Source organism: Paractinoplanes polyasparticus, assembly GCF_019710575.1.
GTDB classification, from domain to species: Bacteria; Actinomycetota; Actinomycetes; order Mycobacteriales; family Micromonosporaceae; genus Actinoplanes; species Actinoplanes polyasparticus.
This window is the reverse complement of sequence record NZ_JAHWFK010000016.1, coordinates 26,931-43,934: the sequence shown is the minus strand read 5'-3', so window position 1 is coordinate 43,934 and position 17,004 is coordinate 26,931. Positions and strand designations below refer to the sequence as shown.

At 70.3% G+C, this 17,004-nt stretch carries 18 protein-coding genes; 10 read left to right on the top strand and 8 right to left on the bottom strand.

Annotation, left to right across the window (positions count from 1 at the left end):
* Nucleotides 1–133: 133 nt before the first annotated feature.
* Entirely contained in the window at nucleotides 134–1,705 is a 1,572-nt protein-coding gene (locus tag KXC43_RS18470; protein ID WP_221377320.1) for an MDR family MFS transporter, read from the bottom strand.
* Nucleotides 1,702–2,211, bottom strand: a complete 510-nt coding sequence (locus KXC43_RS18465) for a MarR family winged helix-turn-helix transcriptional regulator (RefSeq protein WP_221377319.1) — start codon at nucleotides 2,209–2,211, stop codon at nucleotides 1,702–1,704. Before KXC43_RS18465 ends, KXC43_RS18470 begins: the two co-directional genes overlap by 4 nt.
* An 86-nt stretch (nucleotides 2,212–2,297) precedes the next feature.
* Here KXC43_RS18465 and KXC43_RS18460 point away from each other — a divergent pair, with 86 nt between their 5' ends.
* The 4 genes from KXC43_RS18460 to KXC43_RS18445 are packed head-to-tail and all read left to right on the top strand — an operon-like array spanning nucleotide 2,298 to nucleotide 4,838.
* Nucleotides 2,298–3,239: a DUF2332 domain-containing protein gene (locus KXC43_RS18460; protein ID WP_221377318.1), complete on the top strand. Its 942-nt coding sequence runs from the start codon at nucleotides 2,298–2,300 to the stop codon at nucleotides 3,237–3,239.
* A 39-nt stretch (nucleotides 3,240–3,278) separates the two neighbouring features.
* Nucleotides 3,279–3,698: an MmcQ/YjbR family DNA-binding protein gene (locus KXC43_RS18455; RefSeq protein WP_221377317.1), complete on the top strand. Its 420-nt coding sequence runs from the start codon at nucleotides 3,279–3,281 to the stop codon at nucleotides 3,696–3,698.
* A complete protein-coding gene (locus tag KXC43_RS18450; RefSeq protein ID WP_221377316.1) occupies nucleotides 3,674–4,351 on the top strand; it encodes a hypothetical protein in 678 nt (225 codons plus the stop codon). The genes KXC43_RS18455 and KXC43_RS18450 overlap by 25 nt, the downstream gene beginning before the upstream one ends.
* A gap of 16 nt (nucleotides 4,352–4,367) precedes the next feature.
* On the top strand, nucleotides 4,368–4,838 hold the full coding sequence (locus KXC43_RS18445; protein ID WP_308129141.1) for a GvpU-like protein: 471 nt from the start codon (nucleotides 4,368–4,370) through the stop codon (nucleotides 4,836–4,838).
* Between the two features lie 46 nt (nucleotides 4,839–4,884).
* On the opposite strand, the gene KXC43_RS18440 is transcribed toward KXC43_RS18445, so the two are convergent.
* Nucleotides 4,885–6,054 carry an MFS transporter gene (locus tag KXC43_RS18440; protein ID WP_221377314.1) on the bottom strand — a complete coding sequence of 390 codons (1,170 nt, stop codon included), beginning with the start codon at nucleotides 6,052–6,054 and terminating at the stop codon, nucleotides 4,885–4,887.
* 368 nt (nucleotides 6,055–6,422) lie between these two features.
* Here KXC43_RS18440 and KXC43_RS18435 point away from each other — a divergent pair, with 368 nt between their 5' ends.
* Nucleotides 6,423–6,869 carry a MarR family winged helix-turn-helix transcriptional regulator gene (locus KXC43_RS18435; RefSeq protein WP_221377313.1) on the top strand — a complete coding sequence of 149 codons (447 nt, stop codon included), beginning with the start codon at nucleotides 6,423–6,425 and terminating at the stop codon, nucleotides 6,867–6,869.
* A 36-nt stretch (nucleotides 6,870–6,905) separates the two neighbouring features.
* Complete coding sequence (locus tag KXC43_RS18430) at nucleotides 6,906–8,117, top strand: cytochrome P450 (RefSeq protein WP_255644318.1); 1,212 nt, start codon at nucleotides 6,906–6,908, stop codon at nucleotides 8,115–8,117.
* On the opposite strand, the gene KXC43_RS18425 is transcribed toward KXC43_RS18430, so the two are convergent.
* A complete protein-coding gene (locus tag KXC43_RS18425) occupies nucleotides 8,104–9,159 on the bottom strand; it encodes a glycoside hydrolase family 26 protein (RefSeq protein ID WP_221377312.1) in 1,056 nt (351 codons plus the stop codon). The two genes, KXC43_RS18430 and KXC43_RS18425, sit on opposite strands and share 14 nt — an antisense overlap.
* Nucleotides 9,160–9,451: 292 nt before the next feature.
* Here KXC43_RS18425 and KXC43_RS18420 point away from each other — a divergent pair, with 292 nt between their 5' ends.
* From KXC43_RS18420 to KXC43_RS18410, 3 genes are all read left to right on the top strand, one after another.
* The gene (locus tag KXC43_RS18420; protein WP_308129140.1) at nucleotides 9,452–10,090 is read left to right on the top strand and encodes a TetR/AcrR family transcriptional regulator; all 639 of its coding nucleotides are present in this window, start codon (nucleotides 9,452–9,454) and stop codon (nucleotides 10,088–10,090) included.
* Between the two features lie 169 nt (nucleotides 10,091–10,259).
* Nucleotides 10,260–10,982: an aminoglycoside adenylyltransferase domain-containing protein gene (locus KXC43_RS18415; RefSeq protein WP_221377311.1), complete on the top strand. Its 723-nt coding sequence runs from the start codon at nucleotides 10,260–10,262 to the stop codon at nucleotides 10,980–10,982.
* Nucleotides 10,979–11,629, top strand: a complete 651-nt coding sequence (locus KXC43_RS18410; protein ID WP_221377310.1) for a hypothetical protein — start codon at nucleotides 10,979–10,981, stop codon at nucleotides 11,627–11,629. The genes KXC43_RS18415 and KXC43_RS18410 overlap by 4 nt, the downstream gene beginning before the upstream one ends.
* Before the next feature lies 1 nt (nucleotide 11,630).
* Here KXC43_RS18410 and KXC43_RS18405 read toward each other — a convergent pair whose 3' ends face one another.
* The 3 genes from KXC43_RS18405 to KXC43_RS18395 all read right to left on the bottom strand — a co-directional run bounded on the left by KXC43_RS18405 (nucleotide 11,631) and on the right by KXC43_RS18395 (nucleotide 15,846).
* Nucleotides 11,631–12,869 carry a vanadium-dependent haloperoxidase gene (locus KXC43_RS18405; RefSeq protein ID WP_221377309.1) on the bottom strand — a complete coding sequence of 413 codons (1,239 nt, stop codon included), beginning with the start codon at nucleotides 12,867–12,869 and terminating at the stop codon, nucleotides 11,631–11,633.
* A gap of 146 nt (nucleotides 12,870–13,015) precedes the next feature.
* On the bottom strand, nucleotides 13,016–14,671 hold the full coding sequence (locus KXC43_RS18400; protein ID WP_221377308.1) for a sulfatase-like hydrolase/transferase: 1,656 nt from the start codon (nucleotides 14,669–14,671) through the stop codon (nucleotides 13,016–13,018).
* A gap of 62 nt (nucleotides 14,672–14,733) precedes the next feature.
* The gene (locus KXC43_RS18395) at nucleotides 14,734–15,846 is read right to left on the bottom strand and encodes a hypothetical protein (RefSeq protein ID WP_221377307.1); all 1,113 of its coding nucleotides are present in this window, start codon (nucleotides 15,844–15,846) and stop codon (nucleotides 14,734–14,736) included.
* 323 nt (nucleotides 15,847–16,169) lie between these two features.
* Between KXC43_RS18395 and KXC43_RS18390 the strand changes: the two genes are divergently transcribed.
* Nucleotides 16,170–16,715 (top strand): RICIN domain-containing protein, encoded by a 546-nt coding sequence (locus tag KXC43_RS18390; protein WP_221377306.1) that lies wholly within the window; start codon nucleotides 16,170–16,172, stop codon nucleotides 16,713–16,715.
* Between the two features lie 72 nt (nucleotides 16,716–16,787).
* On the opposite strand, the gene KXC43_RS18385 is transcribed toward KXC43_RS18390, so the two are convergent.
* A complete protein-coding gene (locus tag KXC43_RS18385; RefSeq protein ID WP_221377305.1) occupies nucleotides 16,788–16,994 on the bottom strand; it encodes a hypothetical protein in 207 nt (68 codons plus the stop codon).
* Nucleotides 16,995–17,004: the final 10 nt, after the last annotated feature.

The following is a 17,004-nucleotide window of genomic DNA, read 5'->3' as shown; positions in this document are numbered from 1 at the left end:
CCGGCGATCAGCTCGTCACCCCAGCCGGCCGAGACCGGGCACCGGCGCTCCGGCGACCAGCCCGTTGCTCCTGCGGCCCCGAGACTGGTCACCTGTGCGCCGGGGGGTCGATGGCGCGTACTTCATCGGCTTCTCAGCTTTCGACCGGCTCCTTGTCGCGGGACGGCAGATCCAGGCTGGTGCGCAGCGAGGTGCGCGGCAGGAAGATCGCCGCCACCAGCCCGACGACGGCGATCGCGGCCGAGATCAGGAAGATGTGGCCGGTGGCGTCGCCGTAGGCGGCCCGGACGATGTGCTGGACCGCCTCGGGCAGCGCGGCCACATTGAGGCTGCCGCCGCCGTCGCCCGAGGCGGGAACGCCGGCCGCCGCCAGGTCGTGGGTGATCTGATCGGTGACCCGGCGGGCCAGCACCGCGCCCAGCACCGAGACTCCGATCGCCCCGCCCATCGAGCGGAAGAACGCGACCGTCGACGACGCGGCCCCGATGTTGCGCAGCGGCACCGTGTTCTGGACGGCGAGCACCAGGTTCTGCATGCTCGCGCCGACGCCCAGCCCGACCAGCAGCATGCCGAAGCCGACGAACACCAGCGACGTCTCGTGATCGATCGTGCCGAGCAGCGCGAAGCCCGCGGACAGCACGACCAGACCGGCGATGATGTACGGCTTGATCTGCCCGGTGCGGGTGATGATGCGCCCGACGATGATCGAGGAGAGCAGCACCCCGGCCATCAGCGGGATGGTCAGCAGTCCGGCCTCGGTGGGGCTGTAGCCACGCCCGATCTGGAAGTACTGGCCCAGGAAGACCGCGCCGCCGAACATGGCCATGCCGACCGCGAGACTGGCGACAATGGACAGCGCCGTTGTGCGTTCGCGCACGATCTCGAGCGGCACAACCGGTTCCGTTGCGCGTTTCTCCACGAAAACTGCAAGAACGAGCAGAATAACTGCACCGCCGACCATCGTGTACGTCTGCCACGACAACCAGGCGAACGTGCCGTCGACGAACGACACCCAAATGAGCAGGATGCTGACGCCCGCCGCGATCAGGCCCGCGCCCAGGTAATCGATCTTCACGTTGGAGCGGCGCTCGGTGTGCACGTGCAGGGTGAGCTGCAACAGGATCAGCGCGACGACGGCGAACGGCACCCCGACGAAGAAGCACCACCGCCAGCCCAGCCACGACGTGTCGACAATCAGCCCGCCCAGTAGCGGCCCGCCGACCGTCGCCAGCGCCATCACGCCGCCCAGATACCCGTTGTAGCGACCACGCTCGCGCGGCGGGATCATCGCCGCGATCACCACCTGCACCAGCGCCTGCAGGCCGCCGACGCCGATGCCCTGAAACGCCCGGGCCGCGATCAGCTGCCCGGCGGTCTGGCTGAAGCCGGCGATCACCGAGCCCAGCACGAAGACCACGATCGCGATCTGAACGAGCAGCTTCTTGCTGAACAGGTCGGCCAGCTTGCCCCAGACGGGCGTGGTGGCGGTCGCGCTGAGCAGCGTCGCCGTGACCACCCAGGTGTACTGGGTCTGGCTGCCCTCCAGGGCCCCGATGATCTTCGGGAGCGCCGTCGAGACGACTGTGCTGCTCAGCAGGGCGACGAACAGCACCAGCAGCAGGCCGCTGAGCGCTTCGAGGATCTGCCGGTGCGACATGTCCTCCGCTGCCGGCACGGACGCCGGCGAGGTGGTGGGTGCGCTCATCGCGCGGCCTCCAGGGTGTGCGTTTCTTCCAGTACGGCGGAGAACGCGGCCACGAGCCGTCCGAGATCACAGCTGACCCGCTCGGCGTCGCCGGCCGGCCAGTCGGCGAGGGCCCGACCGATCAAGGCGCTGAACCACGCGCTCGCCGCGGCCAGCAGGTCGCGTCCGGCCGGGGTGAGCGCCAGCGTCGACGCCCGGCGGTCGGCGTTGTCGACACGACGTTCGACCAGCCCCTGCCCCACCGCGGCGGCGACCGCCCGGCTGACCGTGGACGGGTCGAGCCCGGAGCGCTCGGCCAGGTCCTTGGCATGGCACCCACCGTCGGCTGCGGTCCCGATCTCGTCGATCAGCTTGAGGATGCTCACCGTGCCGATCGGCACGTCGGGCCGCTCCCGCAGCCACTGCTGCCGTGCCTTGCGGATGAGCTGGGACAGCTCGAGCAGCTGAGTGGCCAGCACATTTTCCATCTTGTCGGGCTCCCGTGGTGCGTTGCTTGAGCCAAGCATCCATCAATATTGCGCGTTGGGCAAGTTTGCGCGTGGGGCACTTTAGTCGCTCTTCCGCGCCGAGGAGGCTCTGGCATCATGCGGGCATGACCGCGGCTGACTGGTATCTCGATTTCGCCCAGCGGCAGGCGCGCGGCGTCTCCCCCACCTACGAGCGGCTGGCGAGAGCCGTGGCCCGCGACGGCGAACTGCTCGCCCTGCTCGATACGGTCCCGGAACCCAAGCGGCAGCCCAACCTGCTCTTCGCCGTCGTGCAGTGGCTGGCCGGACCGGTCGGCGACTATGACCGGTTCCGAGCGTTCGTCGTGTCGCATTGGGCGCGAGTGGCTGCCGAATTGCGCGTACGAGCAACTCAGACCAACGAGATCGGCCGGTCGGCGCTGCTGCTGCCGGTGCTGGCGGCGCTGCCCCAGCCCCTCGCGCTGATCGAGGTGGGCGCCTCGGCCGGGCTCAACCTCTATCCCGACAAGTACTCCTACCGGTACGGCGATGTCGTGCTCGGTTCGTCCGGCCCCCAGCTGGACTGCGCCGCCACCGGCCTGACGCCGCCGGCCGCGCTGCCCGAGGTGGTCTGGCGGGCCGGCATCGACCTGAACCCGCTCGACATCACCTCGCCGGCCGATCGAGGCTGGCTGGAAGCGCTGATCTGGCCCGAACACGACCACCGCCGCGACCGGCTGCGCCAGGCGGCGGCCATCGCGGCGGCCGACCCACCCCGGCTGGTCCGCGGCGACCTGGTCGAGGAGCTACCGGCGCTGGTTGCCGAGGCGCCGAGCGACGCCACCCGCGTCGTCTTCCACACGTCGGTGCTCTATCAGGTGCCGGGCCCCCACCGCCGGGCGTTCATCGCGCTGGCCCGCTCCCTGCCGGTGCGCTGGGTCGCCGCCGAGGACCCCGACATCATCGAGTACGCCGACCTGCCCGCCCCGCCCGCCGACGGCCGCCACAAGAACGTCCTGTCCCTGGACGGCAAGCCGCTGGCCTGGACCGAGGGCCACGGCCGGAGCATGTCCTGGTTCGGCGCCTGAGGGTCTCGGGCGCCGGCCGGACTCGACTAGGCTGGCAGCATGTCCGATGGAGACGATCGGCCCGCGCGGGTCGAGGACATCCACGAGCTGGCGACCACCCTGCCCGACGTTGTGGTGGGCGGCGACGCCGATCGGCCCGCGTTCGCCGTCGGCAGCAAGACGTTCGTCTTCTTCCGCGCGCCGCGCAAGGACGCCTTCGACCCCGAATCGGGCGAGCCCTACACCGACGTGATCGCCTTCTACGTCGAGTCCGAGGCCGAGAAGCAGGCCCTGGTTCAGGACGAGTCCACCCCGTTCTTCACCACGCCGCACTGGAACGGCTACCTGGCTGTGCTCCTGCTGGCCCGCGACATCGGCCGGCTGAGCCGGGCGGAACTGTCCGAGGTCGTACAGGACGCCTGGCTGGCCCGGGCCTCCAAGCGCAAAGCGGCCGCATGGCGGGCGGCCCGGAACGCATGAACGCGCTCTTCGAGGCCGCGACCCGGCGGCGGCTGCCGTTCCTGGTCGCTTCGCTCGTGGTCGCGCTGCTGCTGGTGACCGGCATGAGCCTGGCCGGCGACCTGCTCGGCGGAGTGTTCTTCGCCGTGACGCTCGTGCTCTATCTGGGACTCCTCACCGTGGCCACGGCAGCGACGAAACACCACCCGCGACGGCTCGTCGAGCGTCCCGGCGAGCTCGCGACGGTCGACGGTCCCGCGCCGGTGCTGATCGCGGCCGGCGTCACGCTGCTGGTTACCGGCCTGGTCGCCGACAACATGGGCGACTGGGGCGAGCTCACACCCTTCGACCTGGCGCTCACTCTCGCCTGTCCCCTGCTGCTGGCGCTCAGCTGGTACATGGCACTGGGATCGTTCGGCGTGCGCCTGCGTTCCGACGGCATTCACGAACGCCGGCCCTTCGCCACCCTGTTCGTGCCGTGGGACGCCCTCGACCCCGATCACGCCGCCGAGCCCGGCCGCCTGAACACGGTGAACCTGCGAATCCGCCGGCCCGGGGCAGTGGTCCGCCGCGGCCCGCGCGGCAGCGCCGGCACACTGCGCAGCACAACCGACGCGGGCTACCTGGCCGGTGTCATCAACTCCGCCGTTAGTACCCGCACGGCCCGCCGCTGACCTTAGAGTCGGCTGCGTGGATCTCAACGGGGCCGCCGACCGGATCAACTGGGCCGAACCTGACAGCGTCCTGGGCACGTACGTGGCCCAGATGGACCGCCTGACCGAGCCGGTGAACCCGGGCGTGCCGCTGAGCCTGAGCGTGCACGGCCTGCTGGTGAGCGGCGAGCTGATTCCCCAGTGGCAGTGGTTCGCCGAGGTGAGCCAGCTCAACGACCACGAGGACGCCTTCTACGTGGGCACCGCGGAACACGTGAAGGAACAGTCCGACCTGGCCCACGAGGCCATCAAGATCCGCGACACCGGCGGCGAGATCACCCACCGCCAGTACACCGCGCTGATGGCTCCCACCCGCAACATCCACCTGCGCAACACCCACATCCACAGCCCCGGCACCAACCACAACGAGCCCGGCTCTCTCTGGCGCGGCCGCCTGGCCGACGTCTCCGGCTGGACGCCCGGCACCACCCTGTTGTTCGAGGACTGAGTCCGAGTCACGCCTCAGCCCGGCGGAGACCAACCCGCGCACCCGGTCAAGCGACCAGGGCCGCCTCGCGGGTCGGGGAGCGGGTGACGGCCGCGGCAGTGACCATCACGGCCAGGCCGGCGAGGGTGATCACGGCTCCGGCCCAGATCGGCGACGTGTAGCCCAGGCCGGCCGCGATGGCAGTTCCGCCCGCCCACGCCCCCAGCGCGTTGCCCAGGTTGAAGGCCGCGATGTTGGCGCCCGACGCCAGCGTCGGCGCAGTCGACGCGTAGTGCATGACCCGGGTCTGCAGCCCGGGAACCGTCGCGAACCCGAAAATCCCCATCAGGAACAGCCACACCACGGTGGCGACCTGGCTCGAGGCGGTCAGTGCAAATCCGGACAGCACCACAGCCAACCCCGCCAGCACGAACACCAGCGTGCGGTCGACCGACCGGTCCGCCGCGCGCCCACCGGCTGCGTTACCGACGAACAGCCCCGCGCCGACAACAACGAGCAGCCACGGCACCGCACCCGACGAGAAACCGCTCACCTCGGTCAGCGTGTACGCGATGTAGGTGAACGCACCGAACATGCCGCCGAAGCCCAGGACGGTCACCACGATCGACAGCCAGACCTGCACCGACCGGAATGCCCGCAGCTCACTCCGCACAGACGAAGGCGCGGACGTCGAACCACGTGGTACCAGCACCAGAATGCCCACCCAGGCGACGACGCCGACGGCCGTGATCGCCCAGAACGTGGACCGCCAACCCGCAGCCTGCCCCAGCAATGTCCCCAGCGGAACGCCGAGAACGTTGGCCGCCGTCAGACCGGTGAACATGGTCGCCACCGCGAACGCCTTACGCTGCGGAGCAACCAGATCAGCGGCGAGCACCGCCCCGATGCCGAAGAACGCGCCATGACACAGCGCGGCCACAACCCGCCCCGCGAGCATCACCTCGTAGGTGGGCGCGACGGCCGACAACAGGTTCCCGGCGATGAACAGCAGAAGCAGCCCCAGCAGCACCGTCTTCCGCGGCAACCGCGTAGTCGCGGCCGTCAGCCCCAGCGCGCCGACGACCACCGCGAGCGCGTACCCACTGATCAACCACCCCGCGGTCGCCTCCGAGACGCCGAAGTCACCGGCCACCTCGGGCAGCAGCCCCATAATCACGAACTCAGTCAGCCCGATCCCGAACCCGCCGATGGCGAGCGCCACAAGACCCAACGGCACAGCAGACCCCATCTCCCGCGTACGCCCGAAGGAGCGCACGCCCAAAGTTCCGAGCGCTCGAAGCTGCAAGCGCCCCAACACCGCAAACGCTCGAAGCTGCGGACGCTCAACGTCGCCATGCCCGAAGTTGCAAGCGCCCGATGTTGCAAGCGCCCGATGTTGTGCACGCCGACGGTGTGCCCGGCGAACGTTCACAGCTGCAAAGCTTGCATACGCTTGTAGTTGCACACGCGTTATAAGTTCCGGGTAAGAAGCTAGGCTTGCGCCGATACACCGCGCAAGCAACTACCGAGTGATTGCCCTCACCGGGTCGAGCACGGGCGGTGCCGGTTGGGCGCGTCATGATGGGCGGGATCACGGGAGGTGGCATGGGAATCGCGGACACCGCGGTAGAGATCCGGGCCAGCGGCTGGCGGCGGCTCGCCGCTCTGCACGGCCTGATCGAGGGCGCCCTCGAGCGGGAACTGCAATACCGCTTCGAGCTGAGCGTCGTCGAGTACACCGTCCTCGACGCGCTCAGCCGCCAGGACGGCTGGCACATGCGCATGCAGCAACTGGCCCGTGCTGCCGCACTCAGCGCCAGCGCCACGACCCGCCTGGTCAACCGCCTCGAGAGCCGCCGCCTCCTGACCCGTGTCCTGTGTGCCGACGACCGGCGCGGCATCTACACCGAGCTCACCCCGAACGGCCGCGACCTGCTCGAGCAGGCCCAGCCGGTGCACGACGAGATCCTCCGCCAGGCGCTCGCCGACGCCCGCCACATCCCGGAACTGGCCGATCTGGTCGACCATCTGCGGGACGGAAAGGTCATTTAGCGTCGCCACCACCCCGCCACCCCTGATGGTCGGGGGATGGGGATGACCTCGCTGGTGGCGGCAATGCGCGCGCAGATGTTCGGGCTGCTGGTCCGACGGTTGCCCGGCAGCCTTCTCTGGCCGCTTCAGCGCGACGGACTCGACCCCGTCCGGCACGGCCGCGGCCCGGTGGCCCGGCTGCCGGTGCCGTGCGGGCTCCGCGCCTGGCTGATCAGCGGCTACGACCCGGTCCGGGAGGTGCTGGGCAGCCTCGACGGTTACAGCAACGACTTCGGGCGGTTCGCGGGCCGCGTCGGGATCCGGGTCAACCAGGACCCGGGCGGGCTCGGATTCGCCGATCCTCCTGTGCACACGCGGCTGCGCAAGCTGCTGACCCCGGAGTTCACGATGCGGCGGCTCTCCCGGCTGCGGCCGCGGATCGAGGCGATCGTGCGGGATCGGCTCGACGGGATGGGCCGCGAGGCGGATCTCTGGCACGACTTCGCGCTGCCGGTGCCGGCGCTCACGATCTGCGAGCTGCTGGGGGTCCCGTACGAGGATCGGGAGCACTTCCAGGAGCTCAGCACGGCCCGGTTCGACCTGGTCGGCGGCACGGGGGCCTCGCTGGACGCGGTCGGCGGCTCGCTCGCGTACCTCGGGGACCTGATCGAACGACAACGCCGGGAACCGGGGGAAGGACTGCTCGGATCACTCATCCGCGCGCACGGTGACGCCATCGACGATCGGGAGCTGGCCGGCCTGGCCGACGGGGTGCTCACCGGCGGACTGGAGACGTCGGCCAGCATGATCGCGCTCGGCTCGTACGCGCTGATGACCGACCGCCACCTGCGCGGCCGGCTGGACAGTCAGCTCGACCCGACCATCGAGGAGCTGCTGCGCTACCTGACCGTCGTCCAGGTCGCGTTTCCGCGCGTGGCCACCGGGGCCCACACAATTTCCGGAGTGGATATCCGCGAGGGAGACGTCGTGGTCTGCTCGCTCAGCGGCGCCGACCGCGACCCACGCTTCGAGAACCCGGACAGCATCGACCCGGCGCGACCGCTGGGCCGCTCCCATCTCGCCTTCGGCTACGGGGTGCACCGCTGCATCGGCGCCGAGCTGGCCCGCACGGAGTTGCGGATAGCCTATCCGGCTCTGTTCGACCGTCATCCACAGATACGCCCGGCGGTGCCGCCGCACGAGCTGCGACTCCGCCGGGCATCCATCGTCTTCGGTCTGGATTCGTTGCCGGTGCTTACTTCAGCTTGAGCTGGACGTTGAACTTCGGGCTGGCGGCGAGCTTGCGGAACGCGGCCAGGCTCGACGGCGCGCTGTCGATGCTGATGTCGCGGTCGCCGAACTTGTCAGCCTTGGTGTCGAAGTAGACGATCGCCTTCACCTTGGGCCGCTTGGCCAGCTCGGGCAGCACGCTGTTGAACTGCCGGGCCTTGTCCACAACCTTGCCGATGCGGTGGTAGGCGCCCCACTCGGCGACCATCAGCGGCTTCGACGCGTGCTTGGTGGTCGCCCACGAGTAGAAGCCCTCGCCACCCTTGGCCTTGCGGTCGAGCAGGTCGGCGAAGACGCCCGCGTGGTAGTAGTTCTTCTCGGCGCTGACGTACGAGTCGAGGCCGATCCAGTCGACGACGTCGTCACCCGGGTAGAGGTCCTTCCACCACGACTGCGCCATCCACTTCTCGTTGCCCATGTAGGCGACGACGTTGACCATGTTGCCGAGGCCCTTCGACTTCAGCCGCTTGATCACGTGGCGGTACGAGGCCGCGAAGTCCTTGGCGGTCATGCCCGACGCGGCGTCCGTGCGCACGTCGTCCTCGGGCTCGTGGTTGAGCACCAGGAAGAACTTCTCGGGCAGGGTCGCCTTGACCCGGGCCGCGAACGCGTCGATCCGCGCGTCGAGCCTGCCCGCGGCCACGTCGGCCCACGTCGAGCCGTACTCGACCCGCCAGTTCAGCAGCAGCACCCGCGGCTTGCCGGGCTCGCGCACCATGGCGATCTCGGCCGCGGTCGGGAACTTCTCGTCACCCTTGTGGTACGTGTGGAAGATCGTCGCGGTACGCCCGCTGAGCTTCTCCCAGTTCTTGTGCTCGAGGTCGCGCGGCCGGTTGGTGAACCCGCCGGCGGCGGCTCCCCACAGCACGCCGCAGCTCGGAACCAGCTTCGCATCGGTCACGCAGGGCGCGGGCTTGGCAGCGGGCGTCGTGGCGGCCTGAGCCGTGGCCGGGCCGGTCGCGAACACGGCGCCGAGCCCGGCGACGAGTGCGGCCAGCGAGTACACGGACTTACGAAGCATCGAATCTCCTCCTGTTGTCCGGCCGTTGTCGGCCGGGCATGGAAAGAGATTCCAGGCCGCCGGGTGCGCGCCCGGTGCCCGTCCCGGTGCGGAGAGGTTGCGCCTCGCAGACGTCAGAAGCGTCGGCCCTGCGATCGGTTCCGGCGAGCGGTGGTTGAGCTTTCTTCTCGTACGGAGTTCCGGGGCGCAGCCTCGCCCGGAGCACACAACCCGCAAGGTAACCAGCTAGCCGCGAGCACCCCACCGACAAACCGATTGACGGAGTGAGTGCTCACTCCGTAGCGTTGACCGCGTGAAGCCACCCCTGGAACGGCGCCGGGCGCCGGGAATGACCGCCGAGCAACGGCGGGAGATGATCGTGCGAGCCGCCCTGCCCCTGGTGGCCGAGTTCGGAGCCGGCGTGACCACCGCGAAGATCGCCCGGGCGGCCGGCATCGGCGAGGCCACCATCTTCCGCGTCTTCGAGGACAAGACCGCCGTCCTCGACGCCTGCATCGTGGCCGCGACGGATCCGGCGCAGACACACCGGGAGCTGGAGTCCATCTCCCTCGACCAGCCGCTCGCCGTACGGCTCACCGAGGCCGTCGACGCATTGGACGCCTACCTGGACCGCATGGGCGCCGTCATAGGCGCGCTCGCCGCCACCGGCGCACCCAGCCCCGAGCGACGCCACCACCCGGACAGCGCCGAGGCCCGCGAAATGTCCGCCGGCCGCAACGCCTCGCAGGCGGCCACCCGCCAGGCCGTGCTGGAACTTTTCGAACCCGACCGCGACCACCTGCGCCTCGAGCCCGAGGCAGCAACCGACACCTTCCTGAGCCTCTTCTTCGGCCGAAGTCGCTTCCCCACCCACCCGACAACGGCAGTCACCACCGCCGACCTGATCGAGGTCTTCCTCCACGGCGCGCTGTCCCAGGACGGACGGTCCTGATGCCAAGCCATCGCCGACCGTTCCGCAACCGAGCCGACTCAGGCCAGACGTTCCCCACAGCGAACCGTCACCGCCCGACCAACAACCACGCCAGCCCAGAGCACACGCAACCAACAGCCGACCATCACCGCCCGGCCAACGGCCGCGCCGGCCAAGCGTTGTCGCCGGCATGACGGCGCACGAGGCTATCGCCCGGTCGCTCGCCGGCGTTCTCGGCGAGGACTGCCGGTCGGTGATCCTGCACGGGTCGCTCGCGGCGGGCGGCTTCCGTCCCGGCACCAGCGACATCGACATGCTCGCGGTAGTCGACCATCCGCTCACCGACGGCCGAGCTGACGCGATAGTGGCTTTGCTGCTCGACGCGGCCCTGGGCGACGCGACCGGCGTCGAGCTGGACGTCATCACCGCCCGCACCGCCCGCTCCCCCACGCCGGCCCCGCCTCTGGAGCTGCACGTCGGGCGCTACCCGGCCGAGGTCGAGGTCGAGCGACGCGTTCCCGCCGCGCCCGACCTGCCGGCCGAGCTGTCGATGGCCCGGCAGGACGGCCGCGCTCTTGCCGGCGCCGACACCGAGCAGATGCTGGCGCCGATCCCGCCGGAGTGGGTCGTCGCCCGCGGCCGCCACTGGCTGCGAACCTGGCAGGGCCTGACCGACGACACGGACCACGCGGCCTTCATGGTCCTCACCGCCTGCCGCATCTGGCGATTCACCGCCGAGCATGTCCACTACCCCAAGACCGTCGCCGCCCGCTGGGCGCTCACCCAGGATCCGTCGCTGTCCGCGGTCGGTCAGGCCCTCCGCCAGTACGAGGGGGATACCTCCGCCGTAGTCAGCGTGCCCGGCATCGCGGACGTTCTGGCGCGGGCGCTCAGCGTAGGCTCCGCGTCGTGATCTTGGTGCGGTTGTCAGCGGCGGCGGCCGTCGTGCTTACGGCGGGTTGCGCCCGGCCCGACACAACGCGGACCATTGCGGCCGGCTGTGAGCCCACCACCGGCCAAGTAAGCTGGTCGCCGAACACCGTCACGCCGACACTGACGAATGCCACTCTCAACGTCGGCGCCAAGCAGACCACGCTGGTCGACGAGCCGTTCGAGCCGTCGATCACCGGCGTCGACGCACCGGAGCCCTGGCTCGAGAAGCTCGCCGCCTCACTCCAGAAGTCCACCGGCCGTCCCGTGCTGGCCAAGTCGCCCGAGCCGAAGCCGACGGCGTTCACCTACTCCGCGCCCGGTGGGGCGCTGGTGATCATCTACACGGGAGTCGACCGCGTCGCCGCCGACTTCGAGGCCAGCTGCGACCCGACCGTCCGCGGCACCTTCCACGGCTGGTCCACCGCCACCACCGGCGTCGTCGCCTGCCACAGCGACCAGCCCGACCCGCCCGACGCCTTCGCCAGCCTCGCCCTGAACCTGTGCCCGGCCCAGACCCTCACCCCCTCCGCCGAAGCCGGAGCCGGAGCGGAAGCCGGAGCCGGAGCGGAAGCCGGAGCCGGAGCCGGCGAGAACGACGCCATCCCCGTCCCGACAGTCACCGAATAGCTCAGCGACGGCGGAACTCGTGCGTCAGGACGTAACGGGCCACTCCGTTGCCGACCTGGACGCCCTGCTCGTCGGCTGCGCGGTAGTGGACGCCGCCCCAGATGCGGGCCTCGACCACCTCGGCCAGGGCCGCCGAGAAGCTGGGGAACGCGCGGGTCGTGCCCGAGTCGGCGCTGTAGGCCGAGAACGGGATGTCGTCGCGGCCGAAGAAGGCCCGCATCGTGTACATGATGGTCGACGTCGAGCACGTGTGGCCCGAGGTGTAGTCGGGGAACGGCGGGGTCACCAGCAGCGGCGTCCAGGCTGGGTCGGGTGTCGTGCGGGGGTTGCCGTCGGCGGCGGCCTCCCGCACGGCGGTGACGGGGCGCCAGAAGTTCCAGTGCTTCTTCTCGTTGAAGCAGGCGATCAGCGAGTCGGCGTTGGCGATCTCGGCGATGGCGAAGAACCGGGCCGCCTGCAGGGTGCTCAGGCCCTGCCGGTCGGACACCTGCCGCTTGATCTCCCACTCGGTGAGCCGCCGGTCGTGCCACCAGATGGCCGACGAGGTCTGATCGGCGGTGCGGACCGTGCTGTTCACGCCGCCCAGCGCCTTGACCTCGTTGAGGTCGCGTACGTACGCGGCGCTGTTCAGCGCGGGTGGCCCGGCCGTGCGGAACTGGTCGCCGCGCCGGATCACGAACGGCTTGAGGTCGCCGACCCAGGCGCCGTCGGACGCCATGGTGGGCGGGGCCGGTCGCCACTGGCCGGGTGCCGTCGAGATGTTCCAGACGGCGGAACCGAAGACGCCGTCGCCCACCCGGGCCGCGATCATCGCGTCGGCGGCCTGGGTTCCGACCGCGATGCCGCGGACCTTCGACCGCCCGTCCGGCACGGAGGCGAGAGCGGCCGAGTACATCTCGTCGAGCGACGCGGCCTGCGCGGGGAACAGGGAGACGAGCACCCTGTGGGCGGCTGCGGCCACGGCTGCGTCGACGGAATCGCCGCGGCGGGCGGCCGGCACGATCAGGTAGGGCTCGTAGGGCGTACCGGAGATGGCGTTGACCGCGTCGTAGACGGCCCCGTGCACCATCGCGAAGCTGCGCGGCGCCACGTACGGCGCCTGCCGGGCGACCTCGAAGATGGCTTGCTGCGCGTTGCTGTTCCACAGGACGACCGGATTGCGCGCGGCGGCCCGGGCCGGCGCGACGAGAACGAACAGGCTGAGGATCGGCGCCAGGAACAGAGCGAGTACGCGTTTCACATGGACCCCCGCGGTCGGGCCGGAACGGCCGTTGTCAGCCGCCCGGAAGGTCCACCCTGGACACAGAGACCGGAACGGCCGATGTCAGCCTCCCGAAGCCTCCACCGTGGACACAAGGGACCCGGTAAAGGTCGGATCGATCCACTTCAGCGGGGGCCCAGCGCCATCCCGTTCTCGCGGCCGTAGGCGGCGAAGAACCTGTCGCGGAACTCGTCCATCCGCCAGACCGGACCGTCCGCCGCCGGCTTCAGGCCGTCGGTCCAGCCCCAGGCGGCGATCTGGTCGAGCACCGCCGGGTCCTTGGCGATGATCGAGACGGGCACGTCGTGGCTCGCGTTGCGGCCCGTGATGACGGACATCGGCTGGTGGTCGCCGAACATGATGAGGACCGCGTCGTCGTCGGCGTAGTCCGCGGCCCACGAGGTGAGGCTGTCGACCGAGTAGGCGAGGGTCTTCGCGTACGCGGCCTGGGCCTTCACCGGATCGGCCCAGAGCTCGCTGCGCTCCGGCGCTCCCACCACCTGCGACTCGAAGACCTTGCCGTCGCCGACGGAGTTCCACGGCACCATCGAGGGGATGTGCGTCCACGGCTCGTGGCTGGAGGTCAGCGTGATCTCGGCCATCACCGGCTTGGTGGCCTTGGCGTAGATCTCGCGCTGGAACTTGTCGAGCACGAACTGGTCGGGCATCCGCGACCACCCGAAGTCGGGCCCCTGGTAGCCCATGTTCCGCGAGTCGAACACGGTGTCGTACCCGTAGAAGCCCGCCTCGGGCCAGTCCTTGGTGTTGCCGGGCTCCATGCCCGCGGTCTGCCACCCGGCGTCCTTGAAGGCCCGGGTCAGCGTCAGCCGGTCGCCGCTGACCATCTCGTCGTACCGGCGCTGAGAGGTGATCCACAGCCCGGACTGGAACGAGCCGTGCGCCAGCCAGCTGCCCCCGCCGTACGTCGATGAGGTCAGCCAGCCCGTCCGCGCGTGGAACCCGGCCCGGCCCAGCTTGGCGTTCGCCGCATCGAGGGCGGGGTTGACGATGGCCGACATCTGCGGATCGGTCAGCGAGCTGTGGCCCAGGCTCTCGACCACCCCGATGATCACGTCCTTGCCCTTGAGCCCGGCGACCAGGTCGTCGGCGGGCACCGAGGCGTACGGGTCGTGCCGCACCGCCGCCGCGAACTGCCGCTCGTCGCGGATCGTGGCCGGGATCTGCCGTACGGTCGACTTGGCCAGGGTGATCGCCGAGTCGGAGGCGACGGGCGCGTTGGGGAACAGCGTCAGCCCGCTCAGCGCCAGGGCGACCCAGGCCGCGCTCAGGCCGGCCAGCACGCGCCGGGCCGGCAGCGTGTGCCGCGTGCTCACCTCGACGAGGCGGACGGCCGACAGCACCAGGGCTGCGACCAGCGCGATCACCGCGACAACGGCCAGGGCGACCGTCAGGTTCGCGTACGTCCGGCCGTCGGTCTCGGTCAGGGCGTTGTAGCCGTCGCGGAGCAGCGGCGGGTCGAGCACCGGGTCGAACTTGCGCCCGAGCACCGTACGGAAGCCGGCGTTTGCGATCTTGAGGACGACCAGCGCCGCGAGTCCCAGCCCGGCCAGCACCGCGAACGGCTTGCGCCGGCGCGCGGGCAGGACCAGCGCGACCGCGCCGGCCAGGATCACCTCGATCGGCACCCGCAGGAAAGCCCCCGGCAGGAACGTCCCCGCCTTGGCCCGGGTGACCGCGTCGGGCACGACCAGAGCCGCGACGATCAGGACGGCCGCGGCCACGGTCAGGAGGCCGCCGAGAAGGCGACGGATCTTCGGCAAAGCGGAGTCTCCCGGTTCGAGGGCGTGGCCTCCCTCGGATACGGGCCAGAGCCGTACAAGGTTCAGAATCTCTGCTGCGGCGCCGCCTTCACCTTCCGCAGGCCCCGCTTCACCTTGCCGGCGGCGCGGCGGCGCAGGCGCTCGATCGAGCTGAGCCGGGGCTCGGGCACCAGGCCGTGCAGCTGCTCGGCGTGGCTGATCATGCCGATGATGGTCTCGATCGCCGTCTCCAGCAGCTGGTCGTGGCGCACACGATCGGGCGTCGGCTGGGGCCGCGGGTCGACCGGGCGCAACTCGGCCAGGTCGCCGATCACCTCGCACGGGTAATCGTCGAGATCCTTGATCTGCTGCTCGGCCAGGTCGAGCACCCACTCCGCGCGTTCCGGGCCCACGCCGAACCGCAGGTCGTTCGTACGGTTCTTGAGCACCGCGTCGACCAGGTGCCGCTGCACGGCGCGCTGGTAGGGCGCCCGGTGCGGATACCGGTCGCCGAGCGCCTGGTTGACCCGGCGCAGCACCTCGACCTCGGCCGCCCCCAGCGACGTGTTCGCCCCCATCGGCACGGTCACGTCGCAGGCCCCGTCGGGGATCCCGATGACCTCGGCGAACCGCCGCCACAGCGTGTCCCGCGGCGCACCCGGCCCGGGCACGGTGATCAGGTGCCGGTTGCCGGCCGGCACCAGGTCACCCCACCGGCGCAGCATCCGGTTGGCCGTGTAGTGCTCCCAGAACTCCTCGAAGCGTCCCCGCTCGACGGCCCCGATGAAGTCCTCGAAGCTCCAGACGCTGCGCGACCGGATGCTCTGCTGCCACATGGACGGGAAGGTCCGCCAGAGGTCGCGGGCAGCCACGATGATGTGCACCTCAGCCGGCTGCAGGCTGCGGACGGCGCGAGCCGCCTGCTCGCTGGTAGCGGCGCCCAGCCCCTCGTTGGTGATGACCACGTCGCCCGGGAAGGCGGCCGCGCGGCCGGCGAGCCGGTCCCACGACCAGGCCGGCGTCGCGTGCCAGTTGAGCCCGCGCAGGTCGGCCATGGCCTCGTCGTGGGCCGAGAACTTTCCGGGCAGCAGAATGCCCGCCCGCTGCAACGGCTCGACGTTGTTCCACAGCACGTTCTGGACGTAGGTGCTGCCCGTCTTGGGGGCGCCGATATGAAGAAACACGCGTCGTGCCATGCCGCCTCCCAAGGCGCGGTGGTTTACGTCAGCCCAACGTGTTTCACCGGCCCAGGTAGCGGCTTTGAATGCATTGTGCACGAGCTGTGATCTTGCATCCGACCGCTGTTCACCGACGCTCGCCGATCAGAACCAGGGCCGTTCCGCCACCCTTCGTCGATCTTTCACCCGGCCGGTGTCATCGACGGGCGCGCCGGCCGGCGTGGCCCGAGACGTTCCCGGGAACACTTCGGTGGGCTCGTTCTGTTGCCCGCGCCGCGCCGGCCGGTGACCGTGAGGGCGCCGGACCACGGGGGTACGGCGAATCGGACGGGAGCGGACCCATGCGTCAACGGAGGCTTCTCGCATTCATCGCGTCGCTGCTGGTCACGGCGGCGGCCCTGATGGTGGCGCCCGCGCCGGCCCGGGCGGCGATCACCACCTGGATCAGCGTGCCGACGCCGTCGGGCATGATCGGGCCCAAGGTCATCGACGTCGCGGGCTGGTCGATGGACAACCGCGCGAAGGTGCAGCTCAAGAGTCTGAGCACGACGGGGAACGTCCGGAACCAGCGCTGGGTGATCACCGAGGAGGTGCCCGGGGCGAACATCTGGAGCTTCCGCAACGTGCTCTCCGGAAAGTGCCTCGACAAGTCGCGGGACGCCCCGAACGGGAACGGCAACGTGGTCTACCAGTACACCTGCAACACCGGGTCGGCGAACCAGCTGTGGAAGTGGCTGTCGGTGGTGCCCGGTAACAAGTGGGGAATGCTGCAGAGCCTGTCCGGCGGCCGCTGCCTGGACGTGCGGGGCAAGTCCTTCACCGACGGCGCGCCGCTTCAGGTGTGGGACTGCGTCGGCGACTGGAACCAGCGTTTCAACATTTCCTGAGCGCGCTGCGGGAAAGGATGTCGGCCTGGCGGGTCGGCTCGGGGATGCGGTAGCGACCGGTGAGCCGGACCGTCAGGTCGACGCAGTCGGCCAGTCCGATGCGTCGACCACGACCGCCGCCGCGACGGCGCGGGCCGAGCCCACCTCGTACGTCACGTCCAGCCCGACAACCGTGCGGGGCAGCTCGATCGGCGCCGAGCCGACGATCAGTGCCGCCCGCAACTCGTCCTGGATCTTCTCCGCCTCGGCCACGGTGGCGGGCTGGGGGAAGGACGGCATCCCCGCACGG